This is a genomic window from Roseomonas chloroacetimidivorans (assembly GCF_049629625.1).
Lineage (GTDB): Bacteria > Pseudomonadota > Alphaproteobacteria > Acetobacterales > Acetobacteraceae > Roseomonas > Roseomonas chloroacetimidivorans.
Window position 1 is genome coordinate 57,344 of sequence record NZ_JBNBZS010000015.1, and the last position, 19,802, is coordinate 77,145.

The window sequence follows — 19,802 nt, forward strand, 5'->3', positions numbered from 1 at the left end:
GCTATGCGCCTGGAATGGAAGACGCGCCGCCCGCCACCATCGCCGAGTTCGACCGGATTGACATCCGTGCCGGGACGGTGGTCGACGCCCAGCCTTTCCCCGAGGCGCGCAAGCCTGCCATCAAGCTCTGGGTCGATTTCGGGGAAGGGCTCGGCATCCGCCGCTCCTCCGCCCAGGTCACCGTACATTATTCGCCGGAAACGCTCATCGGGCGGCAGGTGATGGCGGTGGTGAACTTCGCCCCCCGCCGGATCGCCGGCTTCGCGAGCGAGGTGCTGGTGCTTGGCGTGCCGGATGCCGAGGGCGCGGTCGTGCTGCTGCGCCCGGACCAAGCGGTGCCCAACGGCGCCCGAATGTTCTGAGAGGACCCTGCCCCCATGGCCCCGCGCTACTACACCGTTACCTGGGACCAGTTGCACCGCGATGCCAAGGCACTCGCCTGGCGGCTGGTCGGCAAGGGGCCGGAGAATGGCGGCTTCAAGGGAATCGTCGCGATCACGCGCGGCGGGCTGATCCCCGCCGCCATCATCGCGCGTGAGCTGGACTGCCGCATGATTGAAAGCGTTTCCGTCGTCACCTACGGCCAGGACGGCGAGGAGCAGAATAAGGGCGAGCCCCAGGTCGCCAAGGCGCCGGTCGCGGCCGGGGATGGCACGGGCTGGCTGGTGCTGGACGATCTGGTGGACACCGGCACCACCGCCAAGATCGTCCGGGCCATGCTGCCCGGCGCCCATTTCGCGACCATCTACGCCAAACCGGCCGGCAGGCCCCTGGTGGACAGCTTCGTCACCGAGGTCAGCCAGGACACCTGGATCCTCTTCCCCTGGGACACGGAGCCGCAGTTCATCGCCCCTATTGCGAGGTCGGCCACCCCCGGTAAGTAAATCGAGACGCTGGCGAAACGTCGCGGACCGAAGCATGGTGCGTCCCGTGACTCGGCCCTCAACTCCGGAGGGGCTGATTGGGGGAAGACGAGATGAACACCACGCCGCGGCCGATCGCCGCCATCCTGGATAGCCGTGCCTTCGGCCTCCTCATGCGGATCGTCCTTACCTTTCCCTTCTGGGCGAGCGGGCTGGCGAAGCTCATCGACTTCGCCGGCGCACAGAGGGAAATGGGCATGTTCGGCCTCCATCCGACAGCGGGCTTCGCCATCGCCGTCATCATCACCCAGCTGGTGGGTGCGCTGCTGATCATCCATGGCCGCTATGCCTGGCTCGGTGCCGGGGCCCTGGCGGTTTTTACCCTGCTGACCATTCTCCTGGTCCACAGCTTCTGGCGGATCGACGGCCCAATGGGGGTCGTCGCCTTCCACACAGCCGTCGAGCACATCGGCATGTGCGGCGGCCTGGCCCTGGGCGCCATTCAGGCCCATTGGGCCCGGCTGCGGCGCTGATCCGGTGCTGGTCCAGCGCATCGCCGCCTTCTCCGATGGCGAGACAGGCGGCAACCCGGCCGGGGTGGTGATCACGGAGACCCTTCCCGATTCCGTCACCATGCAGGCGGTGGCGGCAGAGGTGGGTTACTCCGAAACCGCCTTCGCCGCGCCGGAGGGCGAGGGGTGGCGGGTCCGCTATTTTGCCCCGGCCATGGAGGTTCCTTTCTGCGGCCATGCCACCATTGCTCTCGGCGCCGCCCTGGCGCTGCGGCACGGTGACGGGCGCTTCGGCCTGCGGCTGAACGAGGCCTCCATCACCGTCGAAGGGTGGCGGGCGGAGGGCCGGCTGCGCGCGGCGCTGCAATCGCCGCCGCCCCGCAGCGCACCGGCGGAGAAGAATCTGATCAGCCGGGCTCTGGCCCTGTTCGGCTGGGACGTGACCGCACTCGACTCCCGGATACCGCCCGCTATCGCCGAGGCTGGGGCCCGCCATCTTGTGCTGGCTCTGCGGGACCATGGGGTGCTGAAGGCCATGCGCTATGACCTAGCTGCCGGCCGGGAGCTAATGGCCACAGCGGGGATCGTGACCATCGCCCTGGTGCACGCGGCCTCCCCTACCCTCTTCCACGCCCGCAACGCCTTTGCGATAGGCGGCGTGGAAGAGGATCCCGCGACCGGTGCCGCAGCGGCCGCACTCGGCGGTTATCTGCGGGATCTGGGCTGGCCCCTGGACGGAAACATCCTGATTCACCAGGGCGACGAGATGGGCATGCCCTCGCGGCTAGAGGTCGCCATTACTTCCGGGCGCGGAAATCCGGTGCGGGTTTCCGGGCAGGCGCGTGTGATGGACCCTGCCCGGGGCTGAGGCAGCGCCGTGGCCGGACCCAGCCGGCAGGCCAGCGCGGCCACGGGATCTGGATGGCCAGCAGCCTGCCCGAGACGCAACCCGAGGACGCTTAGCTGGCGACCGGCTCGTCCTTCGCCACAAGGATCTTATCCACGCGGCGGCCATCCATATCCACGATCTCGAAACGCCAGCCGGCGAAGACGATGCGGTCGCCTTCCTTCGGCACGCGGCGCAGCAGCGCCAGCATCAGGCCGGCGACGGTGTGATAAGTGCCGGGCTGTGGCAGCACCGGCAGGTCCAGCTGCGCCCGTAGCTCGTCGCTCGGCATCATGCCGTCCAGCAGCAGGCTGCCGTCGTGGCGCTCCACCGCAGGCCCGGCGGCGGGCACCGAATCGGCGCCACCCAGCTCCCCTACGATGGCCTCCAGCAGGTCGGCAGCGGTGACCACCCCCTCGAAGGAGCCGTACTCGTCCATCACCAGCGCGATGCCGAGCGGGTCCTGGCGAATCCGCTCCAGCGCGTCGAGGGCGGAGAGGTTGTCCGGCAGCACCATCGGCTGGCGCAGCACGGCCGCGACCGAAAGGGGCTGGCCCGACAGCACCTGGTCCAGCAGGTCCTTGGCGGCGGCAACGCCCACTACATTGTCCACCCGCCCGTCCGCCACGACGAATCGGTTTACCGTCTCGCTCTTCAGCTTCTCCGACACCTCCTCCGGCGTCGCGTTGCGCTCCAGCCAGACGATCTCGGTGCGAGGCGTCATCAGGGCGCGCACGGGCTTGTCGGCCAGGCGGAGCACGCGCTCGATCATCTGGCGCTCCTCGGTCTCCAGCGCCCCGGCCTCTGCGCCCTCGGCCACCACGGCCTTGACCTCCTCTTCCGTCACGGACTGCTCCACAGCGTCCTTGGCGCCGATCAGTCGGAGCACGAGCGCGGAGGAGGTGGACAAGATCCAGACGACCGGGGCCGAGATGCGGGACAGCTTCGACATGGGCCGCGCGACGAGGGCCGCGATCGCTTCGGGATGCCGAAGGGCGAGCTGCTTCGGCACCAGCTCCCCAAGGATGAGGGAGAGATAGGTGATCAGCACAACCACAACGAAGAGCGCCGCCTCGTTCCCATAGGGCGCCACGCCGGGGATCGAGTCGAGCACGGGCCCGAGCGTCGCGGAAAGCCGAGCGCCACCGAAGGTGCCGGCCAGCACGCCGATCAGCGTGATCCCGACCTGGACCGTTGGAAGGAAGCGCTGCGGGTCCTCCGCCAGTTCGAGCGCGGCCGTCGCTCCGGCCGAGCCGGCGCGCTCCAGCGCCGCGAGCCGGGCCCGGCGGGCCGAGACGATGGCCAGTTCGCTCATCGAGAAGACGCCGTTCAGCAACACCAGCAGGATGATGATGCCGATTTCGAGGAGCGCCGACATGGTTTGAGGCAGGTTCCTTTTCGTTCCGAGGGAGCGGGCGGGACCCTTGCGAGATCCTTGCAGACGGGGGGCTTAGCAGATTTCGCGAGTCGCTCCATCACACCGCCGGGTTGGCGAAGCTGCGCCCGCCGGCGACGCCGCAATGTTGCCCAGATTGGGCCGGAACCGCGCCGCAGCCAGGGGGTCTTTATTTGATGAGAGCGCAGAGGTCCCCGGACCATGCCAGCCCGGATCGGCCGGGCGGTGGCCGGAGTCCTTGCGCCGGAGCCCTGCACGCGATGACCGCGCACGTTGCCCCGCGCCCATCCCCCGGCCCTTCGGCCGGCCATCTTTCCCGCGGCCCCGCCGCCCCGTCCCGCCTGGCCCGCCAGCGCGGCACCCTGCTGGTGCTCGTCCTGGTGGCGCTGGCCCATCTGGGCGCCTGGTGGGCGCTGAACCGCCCCGTGGCCATGCCCGACTTCCGCGGGCAGGTGAACGGGCTTGCCTTCGCACCCTATCAGCGCGGCCAGAGCGCGGAGGGTAACAATTGGCCGAGCGCGGAGCAGATCGAAGGCGATCTGCGCCGCGTGGCGCCGATGACACGCCATATCCGCACCTATGCCGTCCATGGCGGCATGGAACGGATCCCCGAGCTCGCCTGGAGCACGGGCCTGGACCTGAAGGTCACGCTCGGCTCCTGGCTGGACCGACGCCTGGACCGCAACGCGGCCGAGCTACGGCGCCTCGTGCAGGTCGCACGGGAGAGCCGCAATGTGGAACGCGTGCTGGTCGGCAATGAGGCCGTGCTGCGCGGGGACGTCACCGCGGCGCAGATGGTTGGCTACATCCAGCAGGTGAAGCGCCAGGTCCGCCAGCCCGTCTCAACCGCCGAACCCTGGCATGTCTGGATGGACCATCCGGAAATCGGCGACGCGGTGGATTACATCACCATCCACCTGCTGCCCTACTGGGAGGGCCTGCCGGTCGATGACGCGTTGCGCTTCATCATGGAGAAGTTCGACGCCGTGCAGGCGCGCTTCCCCAATAAGCAGGTGGTGATCGGCGAGGTCGGCTGGCCCTCCGACGGCGTGGCGCAGGGCGCCGCCCGCGCGAGCCGGGTGAACCAGGCGCTGTTCATGCGGAGCTTCTTCAACATCGCCGAGCAGCGCGGCCTCGACTATTTCGTGATGGAGGCCTTCGACCAGCCTTGGAAAGTGTCCTTCGAGGGCCGCGCCGCCGGCCATTGGGGCATGTATGACCTGGATCGCCATCAGAAGTGGCCGCTGACGGGCGCCGTGCAGGAAACGCCGGCCTGGACCGGCTGGGCCATCGGCGCCAGCCTCGTCTCCTTCCTGGCAGCCTTCTTCTTCCTGTCCCGCCGTCCGGACATCCGCTGGCCCGGCAAGGTGATGTTGGCCGCGCTCTCCCAGGGGTTCGTTGCGCTGAGCGCCTGCGTTCTGCTGGCGATGAGCGAGACCTATATGTCCACCACCGCGGGCGTGGTCTGGAGCCTCCTGGTCGCCGGCCAGGTGCTGCTGCTCGCGCTGCTGCTGTCGGATAGCTTCGAGCTGGCCGAGACGGTGTTCGGCCGGGTGAGCAAGCGCCGCTGGCCCGCCCTGCCCGCCGAGGCAGGCGCGCAGCTGCCCAAGGTTTCCATCCACCTGCCCATCTGCAATGAGCCGCCGCATATGGTGCGCCAGACGCTTGAGGCCCTGGCCGAGCTGGACTACCCGGATTTCGAGGTTCTGGTGGTGGACAACAACACCACCGACCCCGCGATCTGGGAGCCGGTGGCGGAGCATTGCGCGCGCCTCGGCAGCCGCTTCCGCTTCTACCACCTGGGCAAGTGGCCCGGTTACAAGGCTGGCGCGCTGAACTTCGCCCTGCGCGAGACGGCGCCCGATGCCGAGATCGTGGGCGTGATCGACAGCGACTACCTCGTGCGCCCGGACTGGCTGCGCCGCATGGTGCCCTTCTTCGAGCGCCCGGAGGTCGGCTTCACCCAGAGCCCGCAGGATTACCGCGACGGCAATGGTGGCCTCTTCAAGCGCCTGATGTTCTGGGAGTATGCGGGCTTCTTCAAGGCGGGCATGGTCACGCGCAACGAGCGCAACGCGATCATCCAGCACGGCACCATGACGCTGATTCGCAAGTCGGCGATGCTCGAGGTCGGCGGCCTCGACGGCAAGACCTGGGCCGAGTGGTGCATCTGCGAGGACAGCGAGCTTGGCCTGAAGCTGATGCGGCGGGGCTGGGAGGCCGTGTACTGCCCGGATTCCATGGGCCGTGGCGTGATGCCGGACGACTTCGCCGCCTATCGGAAGCAGCGGCACCGCTGGGCCATGGGCGCCATCCAGATCATGAAGGGCCACTGGCGCGCGCTGCTGAACCCCTTCGACCGCAGCCTCACCCAGGGCCAGCGCTTCCACTTCGTCATGGGCTGGATGCCCTGGATCGGCGACGCGCTGGGGTTGGCCTTCGTGATCGGTGGCCTGGCCTGGTCGATCGGCCTCGTGCTCATCCCGCTGACGCGCCTATACCCCACGGTCGATCTCTTCGGGATGAGCGTGGCGACCGAGGGGCTGCGGACCGCGCTGGTTTCGGTCGGCCTGTCCGATGAGTTCCCGATCACGCTGTTCATGCTGCCCAGCCTCGGCCTGTTCGCCTTCAAGCTGCTGCAGATCTGGATGCTTTACCGCGCCCGCGTGGCTTGCAGCCCGCTGGACCGCCTGGGTGCGGCACTGGGCGGGCTGGCGCTGACCCACACCATCGGCAAGGCGGTGTGGCAGGGCTTTTACAAGCGGCGGGCCCATTTCGCCCGCACGCCGAAGATGGAGAATGCGCCCGCCCTGGTGCAGGGCCTGTTGACGGCGCGGCAGGAGGGCATCTTCCTGCTCCTGCTCTGGCTCGCGGCCGCCGGGATTACCCTCGCCCATCGCGGCGGTACCTGGGAGGCGATCCTCTGGACCGTCATCTTGCTCGTGCAGTCCATCCCCTATCTCGCGGCGGTGTCGATGGCGGTGATCGCGGCGCTACCCTCGGCCCAGGTAGCAGTGCTGCCGGGCGCAGCGCCGGTTCAATCCTCTGCCGGGCAGGTCGTGGCGCGGAGCGAGGTTCACTAATCCTCGGCATCCGAAGGGAAACGGCCCGCGGGAGCAATCCCGCGGGCCGTTTTGCATTTGGCGGCTCAGAAGTGAATTTCGTTAACGCGGTTTGAAGATGCGGGGGCGTCCCAAGCGGCGTTAAGGCTTCGCTTACCTTTCGCCGGAGCGATGCGCATGGCCGAGATCCTTCCCCTGACCCGCAATCCGCAGGACCGGCTGCGATCCGCGCTTCGCCTGCTGACCCTTGCGCAGGAGGAGCAACGCAGCGCGCTCAACGCGTTCCGCGAAAGTCTCTACGCCTTGCGCGACACCACGGCGAAGCTGCAGGACAGTGTGCATGGCTGGCAGCGCAGCGTCGCCGCGACGGGCCGCGACCTGGCCACGGCGCGCCATACCGTGCGCGCGCTGGAGGAGACCGCCGCACGGATGTGAGGCGCTACAGCGGCCGGATATGCGTCGCGGAGCGCTGGACGGCGGGCAGAAAACCGCAGGCTTCGTAAAATCGTCGCGCCGCGGCGGGAGACCGGACCCGAAGCACGCCAAAGCCGTGCTCCCCGGCTGCCTCAACGACCGCCTCCACCAATGCGCGCCCCAGGCCGTGCCCACGATGGGGCGGGGCGACATAGAGGCGCCGCAGGCGCGCCACCGACGCTTCCTCCGCATAGGGATCGATGCTCAGCCCGGCCATGCCGGCAAGCTTCCCGGCACGCCAGCAAGCGAAGAGCCCCTCGCCCGGCGCGTCGAAACGCTGCGCGCCGCTTGCCCAGTCCTCCTCCAGCACCTTCAGCAGCTTCCAGCCCTCGGCCAGCGCGGCATCGCGCAGAGCGGGAAAACCGGGCGGCAGATCAGCGACGCGCGCGATGCGGACGCTCATCCGCCGCGATGCACCACATGGAGCTTGTTGCCCTCCGGATCTCGCATATAGGCGCCATAGTAATCCGGCGCGTAATGCGGGCGCAGGCCTGGCGCCCCCTCATCCGTGCCGCCATGTGCCAGGGCGGCGGCATGGGCCGCGTCCACGGCAGCACGGCTCGGCGCCAGGAAAGCGACCATGCAGCCATTGCCGGGGCTGGGCGGCCGCCCGTCGAAGGGTTCCTGCACATCGAAGGTCGGGTGCCGCGCACCGGGGGCGCGGTATGAGATACCCTTTGGGCCGGCCACAGAATCCGGTCCGCGCTCCAAGCCCAGTGGGGTCAGCACAGCGTCGTAGAAACGCGCCATGGCCGCCAGGTCCTTCGCGCCGACCATCACATGGCTGAACATCGGCCTCATCGCGTCGTGTCATTCGCCCCGGGGCGCAGGCGCAGGCCCGGCCGCAGATTTCGGAAGGGCAGCGTGGCCGGATCGGCCACCACCGGCCCGGGCGCGGCGACCACCAGCACGCGATCCGCGATCGGTTGGAAATCGGCGCGGAAATGCACGCTCGACTTCACGGCCACGATCCGCGCCTCCGCCGGTTCCACGCCGATATGGCGGAACAGGGCGAGGTCATAGGCCTGCATCTTCCGGCTCGTAACGATCACCCGCACCCCGTCGATCTCGATCAGCGCGGAGGGCCCGAGATCAGCCGGGTTGCCGCCCGCCATCGCCCCCGTGCAGGTGAAGTGGCCATCGGACAGGCGCAGCACCCGCGCCGTGACCTCCAGCGGCGCGCCGTCGCTCTTGCCACCCAGCGATAGGGTAACCGTCGCACCCTCCCCCGCCTTGTGGCAGGCCGCCGCGCTCTCCGCATCGTTGATGGAACCGAGCACGGCATCGCGCGCGCCCTGGCGCACCAGCTCCGCCAGCAGGCCAGTGGTGTCGCCATGGCCGCCACCGCCCGGATTGTCCTGCGTGTCCGCCAGGATCACGGGGCGGGTGCCCGTGGACTTCATTGCCTCCGCTACCGCACGGCCGGCCGGCAGGATCTCGCCGGCAAAGTCCCGCTCGCGCCGATACAGCAGTGCCAGGAACTCATCCGCCGCGGCATCGGCCGCAGCCTGATCGGCGCCATAGGCGGCCAGCGCCATGCCGCAGCCCGGGAAATCCGCATAGGGAAAGCCAAAGCAGAAGGCCAGCTCGGCCAGGCCGTGGCGCGCCGCAATCCGCCCGCGCTCGGCACAGACCTCGCTCATCGGCGGAACCAGCGTGCACTGGCTGGTAATCGGCAGCCAGAAATCCACCTGACGATAAGCGCGGGCGAAGGGGACGCCGCCGCGGATGCGCTCGATGAGCAGGCTCATCGCACGGGCGCCGGCCGGCTTCATGTCCACATGCGGATAGGTTCGGAAAGGTGCGAGCGCGTCCGACCGCTCCACCATCTCGGCCGTCAGGTTACAATGCGGGTCCAGGCTGCACGTCATTGGCATCGTTGGCCCGGCGACAGCGCGGACGCGCCGCAGCAACTCGCCTTCCGCATCCGGGAACGCTTCCGCCACCATGGCGCCGTGCAGGTCGAGATAGATCCCGTCGAGCGGTCCCTCTTCCAGCGCGGCGATCAGGTCAGAGATGATCCAGGCGGCTACGCGCTCGAAAGCCTCGGCCGTCACGGGGCCGGCGGGGTTCGCGAAGGCCCAGGAGAGCGGCGCAACCCGGATTCCCTCGCGTTCCGCTACCTCGATCGCGCCCGCCGCCGGCACGCCGGTACCGCGCAGCCCGTCCAGCAAGGTGGCAGGGCGCATCGGCGCCGGCCAGCCGCCAGGCTCCGCGAAATCCTTCCATTCCGTCGCCACGGGGGCGAAGGAATGGCTCTCATGCAGGAAGCCGCCGATGGCGATACGCATGGCGTCAGCTCCTCACGAGGCCGGCAGTCGCGACCACCGCATCGCCCAGCACCAGCAGCGACGCCTCAGCCCATTCGGGCGTAATGCTCTCCGCCTCGTTGTGGCTGATACCGCCATGGCAGGGAGAAAAGATCATCACGGTCGGCACCTGCCGCGCGACATAGACGGCGTCATGCCCAATGCCCGTTGGCATGTCGCGGAAACGCAGACCGCGCGCCTTCGCCGCATCGCGCAACCGCTGGGCCAGAGTTGCGTCGAAGGGAGTTTGCGGGAAGGCCCAGAAGGGCTCCACCTCAATGCCCACACGTCGCTCCACCGCCAGCGCCGCCGCCCGGTCCCGCAACGCCTTGGCCATGCGGTCCAGCGCCGCTTCATCGCCATGGCGCAGATCGACGCTGAACACGGCGCGGGAAGGCACGACATTGCGGCTATAGGGTTCGACATTGATCTGCCCCACTGTCGCGCGGCCGTCGCCGCCCGCGTTCAGCGCGATGGACTCCAATGTCTGGATGAGGATGGAGGCGGCGACCAGCGCATCGCGCCGCATCGCCATGGTGCCACCGGCATGGGATTCCTCGCCCGTCACCGTCACCGTGAACCATTGCTGGGCGAGAGCATGGGTCACGACGCCGAGGTCCAGTCCCTCGCGTTCCAGCACCGGCCCCTGCTCGATATGCACCTCGAAATACGCTTCCAGATCGCGCAGCCTCGCCGGGTCCGCCTCGCCCGCCCAGCCGATCGCGTTCAGTGCGTCGCCGAAGCGCACGCCCTCCGGATCGCGCGTGTCGAGCACCTGCTGCTCGGTAAAGGCGCCCATGGCCGCGCCGCTGCCCATCATCGGCGGGGAGAAGCGCGCACCCTCCTCATTCGTCCAGTTGATCAGAACAATTGGCGCTTCCGTCTCCACGCCCGCCTCATGCAGCGCGCGCATCACCTCCAGACCGGCGAGCACGCCCAGCACGCCATCGAATTTCCCGCCTGTGGGCTGGGTGTCGAGATGGCTGCCGATCGCGACCGGCTTGCGGGAGGGATCGCGCCCCGGCCGCAGCAAGGCCATGTTGCCGAGCCGGTCGGTCGTCAGCGAGAGGCCGATTTCCGCACCCCAGCGCGCCAGCAGCGCGCGTCCCTCGCCATCCAGCGGCGTCAGCGTCTGGCGGTTGGAGCCGCCCTTGGGCGTGGCGCCGATCTTCGCCATTTCCATCAGCGAATCCCAGAGCCGCGCGCCGGAGAACGGGATGTTGCTCATGCCGCCTTCTCCACGCCGCACCATTCCGCCATCAGCAGCGCGATGCTGCGCGTGATGTCGTGCATCGAGGCGAGCGAAACGCTTTCATCGATGCCGTGGATCTCCTGCGCCTCCGGCCCGAAACAGGCCACCGGCGTGTTCTGGTACAGGGTGAAGAAGCGCCCGTCCGTCAGGCCCGTCGCGGGATAGTCGCGCAGCTCACCGCCGGAGACATCCGCATAGGAGCGACGGGCAAGCCGGCAGATCTCGCTCTCCATGTCGAAGGCGCAGGGATCGGCCATGAAGCCCTTGAACTCCACCTTCACCTGCGTGCCGCGCAGCGCGGGATCGGCGGCGGCCTCAGCCACGATCCGCTCGATATCCGCCCTGGTCTGCGCCGCGCTGTAGCCGAGCATGACTCCGACCCGCAGCCCGATCCGCGCGCGGGTCGGCACCGAGCTGTTCCATTCGCCACCCTCCACCGTGCCGAGATTGACGTTCACCGGATGGTTCACGCCGCGGAAGGCCGCGTGGATGTTCTCCGCGCGGTTGCGCTCGTTCTCGTAATCCTTGAAGCGGCGGGCGATCTGCATTGCCGCCTCGATCGCATTGATGCCGGCATGCATGTCCCGCACATGCGTCGGGCGCCCCGTGACAGTCACCCAGGCCCAGACCACGCCAACCTCGGCCGAATACATCGCGGCCATGCCGGGGCCAGGCTCGGGGATGACCACCGCATCCGTCTTCGGCATGGCCAGCATGGTGGCCAGCGCGCCGTTCCCGCTGCACTCTTCCTCGATCACCGCCTGCATCTGCACAGCGGCGGCGGGCTGCAGCCCTGCCAGCTTCAGAGCCTGGAAAGCGGTCAAATACGAGACGATGCCCGCCTTCATGTCGCCCGCGCCACGGCCGTACATGCGGCCGTCGCGCACCGATGGCTCATAGGGCGGCGTGATCCAGAGATCGGCTGCGCCTTCCGGTACCACATCCACATGGCCCTGCAGGGCCAGGCTGCGCCCCTTCACCTCACGTGGGGTGAAGATGGCAGCCACATTGTCGCGCCCGGCATAGGAGATGAGCGGTGGCGAGAATCCCGGATGGTCCTTCAGCGCCTCCGGGTCGGTCTGGATGCGGCGCGGGGCGAGGCCAAGCGACTCATAATTCGCGGCCATGAGGTCCAGCGCCCCGGCCTCCTTTCCCAGTGTGGAATCACAGCGCACCAGGGCAGCCAGGCGGTCCACCGCCGCCCCTTCCAGCGCCGTCACCGCATCCAGGATGGCGCGCTTCGCGCCGGGATCGAGAGGAATCATGGAATATCCTGCACCGCGAGAAGACCGGGGCAAACTACCTGCTTCGGGGCTCCTGTCGAGGCGCGTGGACAAGCTCCCGGCCCGCCCCTAGCGTCTTGGCCCATGCAGGCCTTCGATCACCCGTTAGAATCGGCGCACGCGCCGCAGTTCTTCCTCATGCGCGGCATGCTGCGCCCGAATTTCGAGGTGCCCGCGCGGGCCGCGGCCCTGCGGGAGGGCCTGCGAAGCATGGGAATCGTGCCTAAGGTCCCGGAACTGCCGGACCGGGCGGCGCTGGAGGCGGTGCACGCCCCGGACTACCTGGACTGGCTGCGGGACGGCCCCGCCGAGTGGGCCGCCATGCCGGAGGCAGGGCCGGAGATCGTCTCGAACATCCATCCCTCGCCGGAAATGCTGGCCCAGGGTGCGCGGCCCTCAACCAAGGCGATCGGCAGAGCGGGATGGTACACGGCGGACACGGCCTGCCCGGTCGGGCCCGGCACCTATCAGGCGGCCCTGGGTGCCGCCGGCTGCGCCCTGGCGGCAGCGGCTGTGGCCGCGAGTGGCGGCACGGCCTATGCGCTCTGCCGCCCACCCGGCCACCATGCCTATGCGGCACGAGCCGGTGGTCATTGCTACATCAACAATGCCGCGCTTGCCGCGCAGGCGCTGCGCGACGCCGGCGCGGCGCGCGTCGCGGTGCTCGACATCGACAGCCACCATGGCAACGGCACCCAGGGCATTTTCTGGTCCCGGGCCGATGTGCTGACCATCTCCATTCATGCCGATCCGGATTCCTACTATCCCTGGTTTGTCGGCCATGCGGCGGAAACCGGGGCCGATAGCGGCGCAGGCTTCAACCTGAACCTGCCCCAGCCCATGGGCACGGGCGACGAGCGCTGGCTCGATGCCATTGCCGCCGGGATCGCGCGCCTACGCGCCTTCGACCCCGAAGCGCTGGTCGTCTCGCTCGGCTTCGACGCCTCGGAGCATGAGCCGCTCGCCGCGCTCCGCGTGACGGCAGAGGGCTTTGCCCGCGCCGGCGCCGCGATCGCCGGGCTCCGCCTGCCGACCGCTATCATCCAGGAGGGCGGCTACAACGTGGATGTCATCGGCGGCCTGCTGGCCCGGTTCCTTGGAGAATGGCGCAGGTGAGCCTCGCCCGCGTCACCACTTTCTCCTTCCAGGGCGTCGAGGCGGTTCCGGTCGAGGTACAGGTGCAGGTCGCGGCCGGCCTGCCTGCCTTCACCGTGGTCGGCCTGCCGAACAAGGCCGTGGCGGAGAGCCGTGAACGGGTGCGGGCCGTGCTTTCCGTACTTGGCCTTTCGCTCCCACCAAAGCGCATCCTGGTAAATCTCGCCCCGGCCGACCTGCCGAAGGAGGGCAGTCATTTCGACCTGCCCATCGCGCTGGGCCTGCTGGCAGCCATGGGCGTGATCCCCATCGACGAGCTGGCGCATTTCGCCGCTCTCGGCGAACTGGCGCTTGATGGCACGATCCACCCGGTGGCCGGTGTGCTTCTGGCCGCCCTCGCCTGCGCGGAGCGCGAGCTGGGCTTGGTCTGCCCGGCCGACCAGGGAACGGAGGCGTGCTGGGCCGGAGCGACCGAAGCCCTGGCCGCTCCCGACCTGCGCGCCTTGATCTCCCATTTTCAGGGCCGGCAGACGCTCTCCCCGCCGAAGGCACCTGCCCCGGCGACCGAGGAGGCGCGCGGCCCCTGCCTTTCCGAAGTACGCGGCCAGGAAAGTGCCAAGCGCGTGCTGGAGATCGCGGCGGCCGGCGCCCACAACCTGCTGATGATCGGCCCGCCCGGCTCGGGCAAGTCGATGCTCGCCGCGCGGCTCCCCGGCCTGCTGCCCGATCTCTCCCCGGCCGAAGCGCTCGAGGTCAGCCTGATCCGTTCAGTCGCTGGCGGGCTTGAAGCCGGCCGTATCAGCGCACGCCCGCCCTTCCGCGATCCCCACCACTCCGCCTCGCAGGCCGCACTGACCGGCGGTGGCCCGCGCGCCCGGCCCGGCGAGGTAAGCCTGGCCCATCGCGGCGTGCTGTTCCTGGACGAGTTGCCGGAATTCCCCCGCCCCGCGCTGGAGGCGCTGCGCCAGCCGCTAGAGAGCGGACGCGTGATGGTCAGCCGTGCCTCCGCCCATGTGTCCTATCCCGCGCGGGTGCAGCTCGTGGCGGCGATGAACCCCTGCCGCTGTGGCCATCTCGGCGATGCCGCGCGCGAATGTGGGCAGGCGCCGCGTTGCGGCGAGGCCTATCAGGGCAAGCTCTCCGGGCCGCTGTTGGACCGTATCGACCTTACCGTGGAGGTGCAGCCCATCCCGCCGCGCGAACTGGCCCGCGCCCCGACCGGTGAGGCAAGCGGGATGGTGGCGGCCCGCGTGGCCACCGCGCGTGCCCTTCAGAGGGCCCGGTATGATGGGCTGGGAATCACCACCAATGCGGAAGCCCCCGTGCAGGCCCTTCAGGAAAGCCTTGCGCCGGAGGCGCTGACCCTGGCCGAGACCGCCGCGGAACGGCTTGGCCTCTCCAACCGCGGCTTCACGCGAACGCTGCGCGTGGCCCGCACCATTGCGGACCTCGCGGGCGCCGCCATGGTGGCGCGGGCGCATGTGGCGGAGGCGCTGACCTTCCGCCAGCGCCGGCCCGCCGCGGGTTAGCGACGGCGCATCGAGAGGGCGAGCGGCGGATCGTCCGTCGCGATCGCGTCCACGCCCAGGGCGAGCATCCGTTCGATGCTCTCGGCGTGGTTCACGCCCCAGGCGCCCACCCGCAGCCCGGCACCACGCAGTGCGGCCAAGAGCTCGGCATCCAGCGCAGCCTCATGGGTTTCGACCATCGGCACGCCGAGGTGCCGCACCACGGCCAACACCCCACCAATGCCGAGCTTGGCGAGCATCGCGGGCGCGAAGAGCCAGGCCACATTGCGGAAGCCGCCTGCGGCCAGCCCGGCTGCCGCCATGTCCGCCTCGAAGACGATCAGCTCGGTCCGGGCGCGCAGCCCATGGCGGTCCAACCCCGCCAGCACGCGGTCGAGGATGCCGGGATAGGGCCGGCCGCTCGCATCCAGCTTGATCTCGACCTGAAGCCCCACGGAAGAATCCGCCACGAGCGCAGCGAGGTCAGCGAAACGCGGCACGCCCTCCCCGCCCGCGGAGATAAGCTTTGCCTGGGCCAGTTCCGCCGCGCTGCGATCCCGGATCGGGCCACGGGCATTGCTCGTGCGGTCCAGCGTGGGGTCGTGCATCACTATCACCTCGCCATCGGCGGAGAGGTGCACATCGCATTCCACGAAGTCGACGCTGGCGGCGATGGCGGCGCGGAAGGCGGCCAGGCTGTTCTCGGGCCAGAGAATGGCGCCGCCGCGATGGGCGATGATGTCGGTCATGGGAGGCTTCCCGAAAATCTGCACGGCGTCGGCCGGAGGTCCGGGCGGGTAACATGGGCCGCGCTGGCCTTCCAGCCCGCCCGGCGGTCTTCCGTGTCAGTCGCCCAGCAGCGCTGCGCGTGCGGCTTCCCAGCATTCAGGGCTGGGCGCGCAGATCATCCCGCCCGCCCGGTCTGTGGCCGCCACATAAGGCGATCCATCGAAATGGGCGGCGTAACCGCCGGCTTCCTGATGGATGAGCCAGCCCGGCGCATGGTCCCAGGGCATGAGGCGATTGTAGAGAGACAGATGCATGTGCCCGCCGGCCAGCAGCCGATACTCATGCGCCGCGCAGCCGAGCAGCCAGGTCTTGGCGAGGCGCGGCAGGCGGGCCGCCACATGGCTCTTCATCGGCTCCTGCAGGTAGCCGAAGGAGATGCAGCCCACCATGCGACCGATCGGGGCAGGCTGCGCCACCCGGAGACGCGGCCCCCGCGTGCCATCCTCCCCGGCCAACCAGGCTCCCTCGCCGCGTGCGGCGGTCAGGGTGTCGTGCCCGAGCGGATCATGGATCCAGGCAGCCACCACCTCGCCCCGCACGAAGGCCGCCGCCATGCAGCCGAAAAGCGGCATGCCAGCCGCGAAGTTCGCCGTCCCATCAACCGGGTCCACCACGAAGGCGAGATCGGCCGTCGCGAGCCGGTCCGAGAGGGTGGGATCGGCGGAGCACCCCTCCTCCCCCACCACGACGCAACCCGGGAAGCGCTCGGCCAGCGCCTCGGCGATCACGCGCTCGGCGCCCTCGTCGGCGTCGGTCACCATGTCCAGCGGGCCGGTCTTGGTCCGCACATCGGCGGCGGCGAGATGCCGGAAGCGCGGCATGATCTCCGCCCGTGCGGCGGCGCGGAGGATGGAATCCACCTCCCGCAGGGCCGCCGGATCGAAATGGCTCATGCGGCACCTCGTTGCGTGAAGCGGGCCAGGTCGGCAGGAGAGAGCCGGACGGAAAGACGAACGCCATCCTCGGCATCCTGCCGGTCCATCACCTCGCCATGCTCATAAAGCCAGGCGAGCGCAGCGCCGTCCTCCGGGCGGAGGGTGAAATGCTCCGTCACCAACCCGGCGGCGAGGCGCTCGTCCAGGACGGCGCGTAGCGCCTCCAGCCCCTCGCCCGTCAGGGCGGAGACCGGGATGGAGCCGGGCGTCGGCGGTGGCGGCTCCCGTAGCAGGTCGGTCTTGTTGAGAACCTCGACGACGCGGGATTCCCAGTCCTCGTCCAGGGGCGCGTCGGGTCCCGTGGCCAGCTCCGCCAGCACGCCCAGCACATCGGCGCGTTGGGCGGCGCTGTCGGGGTGGGCGACGTCGCGGACATGCAGGATGACGTCGGCCGCCGCTACCTCCTCCAGCGTCGCGCGGAAGGCCTCGACGAGTTGCGTGGGCAGCTCCGAGATAAAGCCCACCGTGTCCGAAAGGATCACCGTGCGACCCGATGGCAGTCGGATGGCCCGCATGGTCGGGTCGAGCGTGGCGAAGAGCTGGTCCTGGGCATAGACGCCAGCGCCGGTCAGGGCGTTGAACATCGTGGACTTGCCGGCATTGGTGTAACCGACCAGCGCGACCACGGGGTACGGCACCTTGGTCCGCGCCTTGCGGTGCAGGCCGCGGGTGCGGCGGACCTGCTCCAGTTCCTTCTTCAGCTTCACGATCCGCTCGCCGATCAGGCGGCGGTCGATCTCGATCTGCGACTCACCGGGACCGCCGAGGAAGCCGAAGCCGCCCCGCTGCCGCTCAAGATGCGTCCAGGACCGGACGAGGCGCGTGCGCTGGTATTCCAGATGGGCCAGCTCGACCTGCAGCGAGCCCTCGCGCGTGCGGGCGCGTTCACCAAAAATCTCCAGGATCAGCCCGGTGCGGTCGATCACCTTGCAGCCCCAGGCACGCTCCAGGTTGCGCTGCTGCACCGGAGTCAGGGCGGCATCCACCACGGCCACGGTCACGCCCTGCTCCGCCATCGCGATGCGGGCGGCCTCCACCTGGCCTTCGCCTAGCAAAGTGCTTGGCCGGCGAGCGCGCAATGGAAAGATGCTCGTATGGACTATGGCAACGCCGATCGAGGCGGTCAGTCCGACCGCCTCTGCCAGCCTTGCCTCCGCAGCGCGCGTAGCGCCGCGGCCATCGGGGATGCCCCTCTCCGCGAGATTAGGGGGGCGCTCCCAAGGCAGGATCACGGCGGCCGGGGTGGGGCCTCCCGCCCCGGCCCCAAGGCCCGAATCAGTCCTGGCTACCGACAGGGCTCGGCTCGCGCGGCGAAAGGGTCATCGTGGTCTCGCGAACGGGGGCGCCGCCCTGGGTAGGCTGCTGGGCACCGGCCGAGCTGGCGTCGAAAAGCATGATCGGCGCGCCCGGCATGACGGTGCTGATCGCATGCTTATAGACGAGCTGGGTGTGCCCGTCACGGCGCAGGAGCACCGAGAAATTGTCGAACCAGGTGATGATGCCCTGCAGCTTCACGCCATTCACCAAAAAGACGGTGACAGGAGTTTTGCTCTTGCGAACATGGTTCAGGAACACGTCCTGCACGTTCTGGGACTTGTCGGCAGCCATTGGCTGAGGTCCTTCTTCTTGCTCTCCGCCCGGCTTTGCCGTGGCGGATCCGGGGGCGGTTGTTCTTCGTGACCCGCCCTTGCGACGCGCCGCGTTCCCGGGACGCGCACCCTCGCCCGTGGGAGGGACAAACTCACCCGTTGGCGGGCACCTTGTCCAGCGCGGATAGCGCATCCGTCATCTGCGCGGCGGTGAGGAAGTGCAAGGCAGGTGCCGCCTTGGCCGGCCCGCCGTCATGGGCCGCATCGCCCAGCAGAACGGGCACGCAGCCGGCGCGGCGCGCGGCCTCCATGTCCAGCGAATTATCGCCGACATACCAGACATCGCCACCCGCCGGCACGCCGCATGCGGCGCATGCGACGCGCATCGGGCAGGGATCGGGCTTGTCCGCTGCGCAGTCCCCAGCGCCGACCAGGGCACGGAAAAGCGGCGTCCAGCGAAGATGGTCTATTTCGGCCCTCAATAGCGGCCCTGCCTTGTTGGAAAGCACGGCCAGCGGGGCGATCGTTGCCGCCCGGCGGATCAGCAGCTCCGCTCCCGGCATCGGCTGCAGCACAGCCAGATGGGTGGCGCGCACGCCGGCGTAGAAGATGTCGCGCGCATGTTCCCAGCCTTCGCCGAAGAGCTGCGGGAAACTGTCGCGCAGCGAGTGGCGCACGCGCTCCCGAACCTCCTCAAGCGTCCATTCCGGCAGGCCGGCATCGCTGAAGGCGGCGTTCAGCCCAGCCCGAATCGCGGGCCAGCCATCGATCAGTGTGTTGTCCCAGTCCCAGACGATGGCACGCGGGCGCTGCATGGCGGTTTCCCTTATGCCGCCGCGTTACGCGGCCCGCCCTTCACATGGCGGGCGAAGATCTCAAAAAGCCGCCGCGTGACGGGGCCTGGTGTCCCGTCCCCCACTGGCCGCCCGTCCACCGCCAGGACAGGCTTCACGAAAGAGGTCGCGGAGGTGATGAAGGCCTCCCGCGCCTGGGCCAGTTCGTCCAGCGAGACTGGCCTTTCCTCCGCCTGCAGCCCATGCGCCGCCATCTCGGCCAGCAGCGCCGCCCGGGTGCAGCCGGGCAGGATGTCCGGACCCAGGGGTGGAATGCGGATAAGGCCCTCCGCATCCACAATCCAAAAGCTGGTCGCCGCGCCTTCCGTGACCATGCGCGTCGCGGGATCAAAGAGAATTGCCTCCCCTGCCCCGGCCTCGCGGGCCGCCTGACGCGCCAGGACGTTGGGAAGGAGATTCACGCTCTTGATGTCACGCCGGGCCCAGCGGAGGTCCGGATGAGTGATGGCCGTCATGCTCCAGCCCTCAAGGCTGGCGGGATAGGGCGGAATACGCCGCGCCGTCACGACGAGGCTGACCGGAACCGGCGTCTTCGGGAATGCATGGTCCCGCCGCGCCACACCGCGCCCGACCTGCATGTAGATCAGTCCCTCGGTCAGGCGGTTCCGCCGGGCCACCTCGTGCAGCACCTGCTCCAGCGAAGCCCTGGGCATCGGCATGGGCAAACGGATTTCGCCCACCGACCGCTCCAGCCGCGCGAGATGCAAGTCGCCATCCACGAAGCGGCCATCATAAAGATGGACCACCTCGTAGATGGCGTCGCCGAATTGGTAACCGCGATCCTCGACATTCACGCAGGCGTCGCGCTGCGCGACGTAGCGCCCGTTCACATAGGCGATGCGGGACAAGGGAGCCTCTTCTCTTCGCTGGGGCAGGTCGCTGCAGGGCGGGATCCGCCGTAGGCGTGATTCCGCCCCTAGGCAACAGGCCAGAGTGTGAGAAATGACGGCCCGTCGCGGCGAAGGCTTCAGCCTCCCAGCAGGCGCCCCGTCCCC

General features: G+C 69.1%; 20 protein-coding genes. 8 read left to right on the forward strand and 12 right to left on the reverse strand.

Annotation, left to right across the window (positions count from 1 at the left end; genetic code table 11):
* Positions 1-14 precede the first annotated feature (14 nt).
* The 4 genes from ACO1BU_RS13465 (at position 15) to ACO1BU_RS13480 (ending at position 2,243) form a co-directional block, all read left to right on the forward strand.
* Entirely contained in the window at positions 15-362 is a 348-nt protein-coding gene (locus ACO1BU_RS13465) for a tRNA-binding protein (RefSeq protein WP_424136467.1), read from the forward strand.
* A gap of 15 nt (positions 363-377) precedes the next feature.
* Positions 378-884: a xanthine phosphoribosyltransferase gene (gpt, locus tag ACO1BU_RS13470; RefSeq protein WP_424136468.1), complete on the forward strand. Its 507-nt coding sequence runs from the start codon at positions 378-380 to the stop codon at positions 882-884.
* Positions 885-976: 92 nt separating this feature from the next.
* Positions 977-1,396 carry a DoxX family protein gene (locus ACO1BU_RS13475; protein WP_424136469.1) on the forward strand — a complete coding sequence of 140 codons (420 nt, stop codon included), beginning with the start codon at positions 977-979 and terminating at the stop codon, positions 1,394-1,396.
* A 4-nt stretch (positions 1,397-1,400) separates the two neighbouring features.
* On the forward strand, positions 1,401-2,243 hold the full coding sequence (locus ACO1BU_RS13480; protein ID WP_424136470.1) for a PhzF family phenazine biosynthesis protein: 843 nt from the start codon (positions 1,401-1,403) through the stop codon (positions 2,241-2,243).
* Positions 2,244-2,334: 91 nt separating this feature from the next.
* Here the strand turns inward: ACO1BU_RS13480 and ACO1BU_RS13485 are convergent, their stop codons facing one another.
* Positions 2,335-3,639, reverse strand: a complete 1,305-nt coding sequence (locus ACO1BU_RS13485; RefSeq protein ID WP_424136471.1) for a hemolysin family protein — start codon at positions 3,637-3,639, stop codon at positions 2,335-2,337.
* A 278-nt stretch (positions 3,640-3,917) separates the two neighbouring features.
* Here ACO1BU_RS13485 and ACO1BU_RS13490 point away from each other — a divergent pair, with 278 nt between their 5' ends.
* On the forward strand, positions 3,918-6,740 hold the full coding sequence (locus ACO1BU_RS13490; protein WP_424136472.1) for a glycosyltransferase: 2,823 nt from the start codon (positions 3,918-3,920) through the stop codon (positions 6,738-6,740).
* 156 nt (positions 6,741-6,896) lie between these two features.
* Entirely contained in the window at positions 6,897-7,154 is a 258-nt protein-coding gene (locus tag ACO1BU_RS13495) for a hypothetical protein (RefSeq protein WP_424136473.1), read from the forward strand.
* A gap of 4 nt (positions 7,155-7,158) precedes the next feature.
* Here ACO1BU_RS13495 and ACO1BU_RS13500 read toward each other — a convergent pair whose 3' ends face one another.
* From ACO1BU_RS13500 to ACO1BU_RS13520, 5 genes are read right to left on the reverse strand one after another with little or no spacing between them, the layout of a single operon-like run.
* The gene (locus tag ACO1BU_RS13500) at positions 7,159-7,596 is read right to left on the reverse strand and encodes a GNAT family N-acetyltransferase (protein WP_424136474.1); all 438 of its coding nucleotides are present in this window, start codon (positions 7,594-7,596) and stop codon (positions 7,159-7,161) included.
* Positions 7,593-7,994 carry a VOC family protein gene (locus ACO1BU_RS13505; protein WP_424136475.1) on the reverse strand — a complete coding sequence of 134 codons (402 nt, stop codon included), beginning with the start codon at positions 7,992-7,994 and terminating at the stop codon, positions 7,593-7,595. The genes ACO1BU_RS13500 and ACO1BU_RS13505 overlap by 4 nt, the downstream gene beginning before the upstream one ends.
* On the reverse strand, positions 7,991-9,484 hold the full coding sequence (locus tag ACO1BU_RS13510; protein ID WP_424136476.1) for a M81 family metallopeptidase: 1,494 nt from the start codon (positions 9,482-9,484) through the stop codon (positions 7,991-7,993). Before ACO1BU_RS13510 ends, ACO1BU_RS13505 begins: the two co-directional genes overlap by 4 nt.
* A gap of 4 nt (positions 9,485-9,488) precedes the next feature.
* Positions 9,489-10,730: a Zn-dependent hydrolase gene (locus ACO1BU_RS13515; RefSeq protein WP_424136477.1), complete on the reverse strand. Its 1,242-nt coding sequence runs from the start codon at positions 10,728-10,730 to the stop codon at positions 9,489-9,491.
* The gene (locus ACO1BU_RS13520) at positions 10,727-12,019 is read right to left on the reverse strand and encodes an ArgE/DapE family deacylase (protein WP_424136478.1); all 1,293 of its coding nucleotides are present in this window, start codon (positions 12,017-12,019) and stop codon (positions 10,727-10,729) included. Before ACO1BU_RS13520 ends, ACO1BU_RS13515 begins: the two co-directional genes overlap by 4 nt.
* 102 nt (positions 12,020-12,121) lie before the next feature.
* On the opposite strand from ACO1BU_RS13520, the gene ACO1BU_RS13525 reads away from it, so the two are divergent.
* Positions 12,122-13,153: a histone deacetylase family protein gene (locus ACO1BU_RS13525; protein ID WP_424136479.1), complete on the forward strand. Its 1,032-nt coding sequence runs from the start codon at positions 12,122-12,124 to the stop codon at positions 13,151-13,153.
* Positions 13,150-14,661, forward strand: coding sequence for a YifB family Mg chelatase-like AAA ATPase (locus ACO1BU_RS13530; protein ID WP_424136480.1), 1,512 nt, complete (start codon positions 13,150-13,152; stop codon positions 14,659-14,661). The genes ACO1BU_RS13525 and ACO1BU_RS13530 overlap by 4 nt, the downstream gene beginning before the upstream one ends.
* On the opposite strand, the gene ACO1BU_RS13535 is transcribed toward ACO1BU_RS13530, so the two are convergent.
* From ACO1BU_RS13535 to ACO1BU_RS13560, 6 genes are all read right to left on the reverse strand, one after another.
* Complete coding sequence (locus ACO1BU_RS13535; RefSeq protein WP_424136481.1) at positions 14,658-15,389, reverse strand: glycerophosphodiester phosphodiesterase family protein; 732 nt, start codon at positions 15,387-15,389, stop codon at positions 14,658-14,660. The two genes, ACO1BU_RS13530 and ACO1BU_RS13535, sit on opposite strands and share 4 nt — an antisense overlap.
* A 96-nt stretch (positions 15,390-15,485) precedes the next feature.
* Positions 15,486-16,322, reverse strand: a complete 837-nt coding sequence (locus ACO1BU_RS13540) for an inositol monophosphatase family protein (RefSeq protein ID WP_424136482.1) — start codon at positions 16,320-16,322, stop codon at positions 15,486-15,488.
* Positions 16,319-17,659: a GTPase HflX gene (gene hflX, locus ACO1BU_RS13545; protein WP_424136548.1), complete on the reverse strand. Its 1,341-nt coding sequence runs from the start codon at positions 17,657-17,659 to the stop codon at positions 16,319-16,321. The genes ACO1BU_RS13540 and hflX overlap by 4 nt, the downstream gene beginning before the upstream one ends.
* On the reverse strand, positions 17,640-17,972 hold the full coding sequence (gene hfq / locus ACO1BU_RS13550) for an RNA chaperone Hfq (protein WP_424136483.1): 333 nt from the start codon (positions 17,970-17,972) through the stop codon (positions 17,640-17,642). The genes hflX and hfq overlap by 20 nt, the downstream gene beginning before the upstream one ends.
* 133 nt (positions 17,973-18,105) lie before the next feature.
* Positions 18,106-18,768, reverse strand: a complete 663-nt coding sequence (locus tag ACO1BU_RS13555) for an HAD family hydrolase (protein WP_424136484.1) — start codon at positions 18,766-18,768, stop codon at positions 18,106-18,108.
* A gap of 11 nt (positions 18,769-18,779) precedes the next feature.
* Positions 18,780-19,655 (reverse strand): D-amino-acid transaminase, encoded by an 876-nt coding sequence (locus tag ACO1BU_RS13560; RefSeq protein WP_424136485.1) that lies wholly within the window; start codon positions 19,653-19,655, stop codon positions 18,780-18,782.
* Positions 19,656-19,802: the final 147 nt, after the last annotated feature.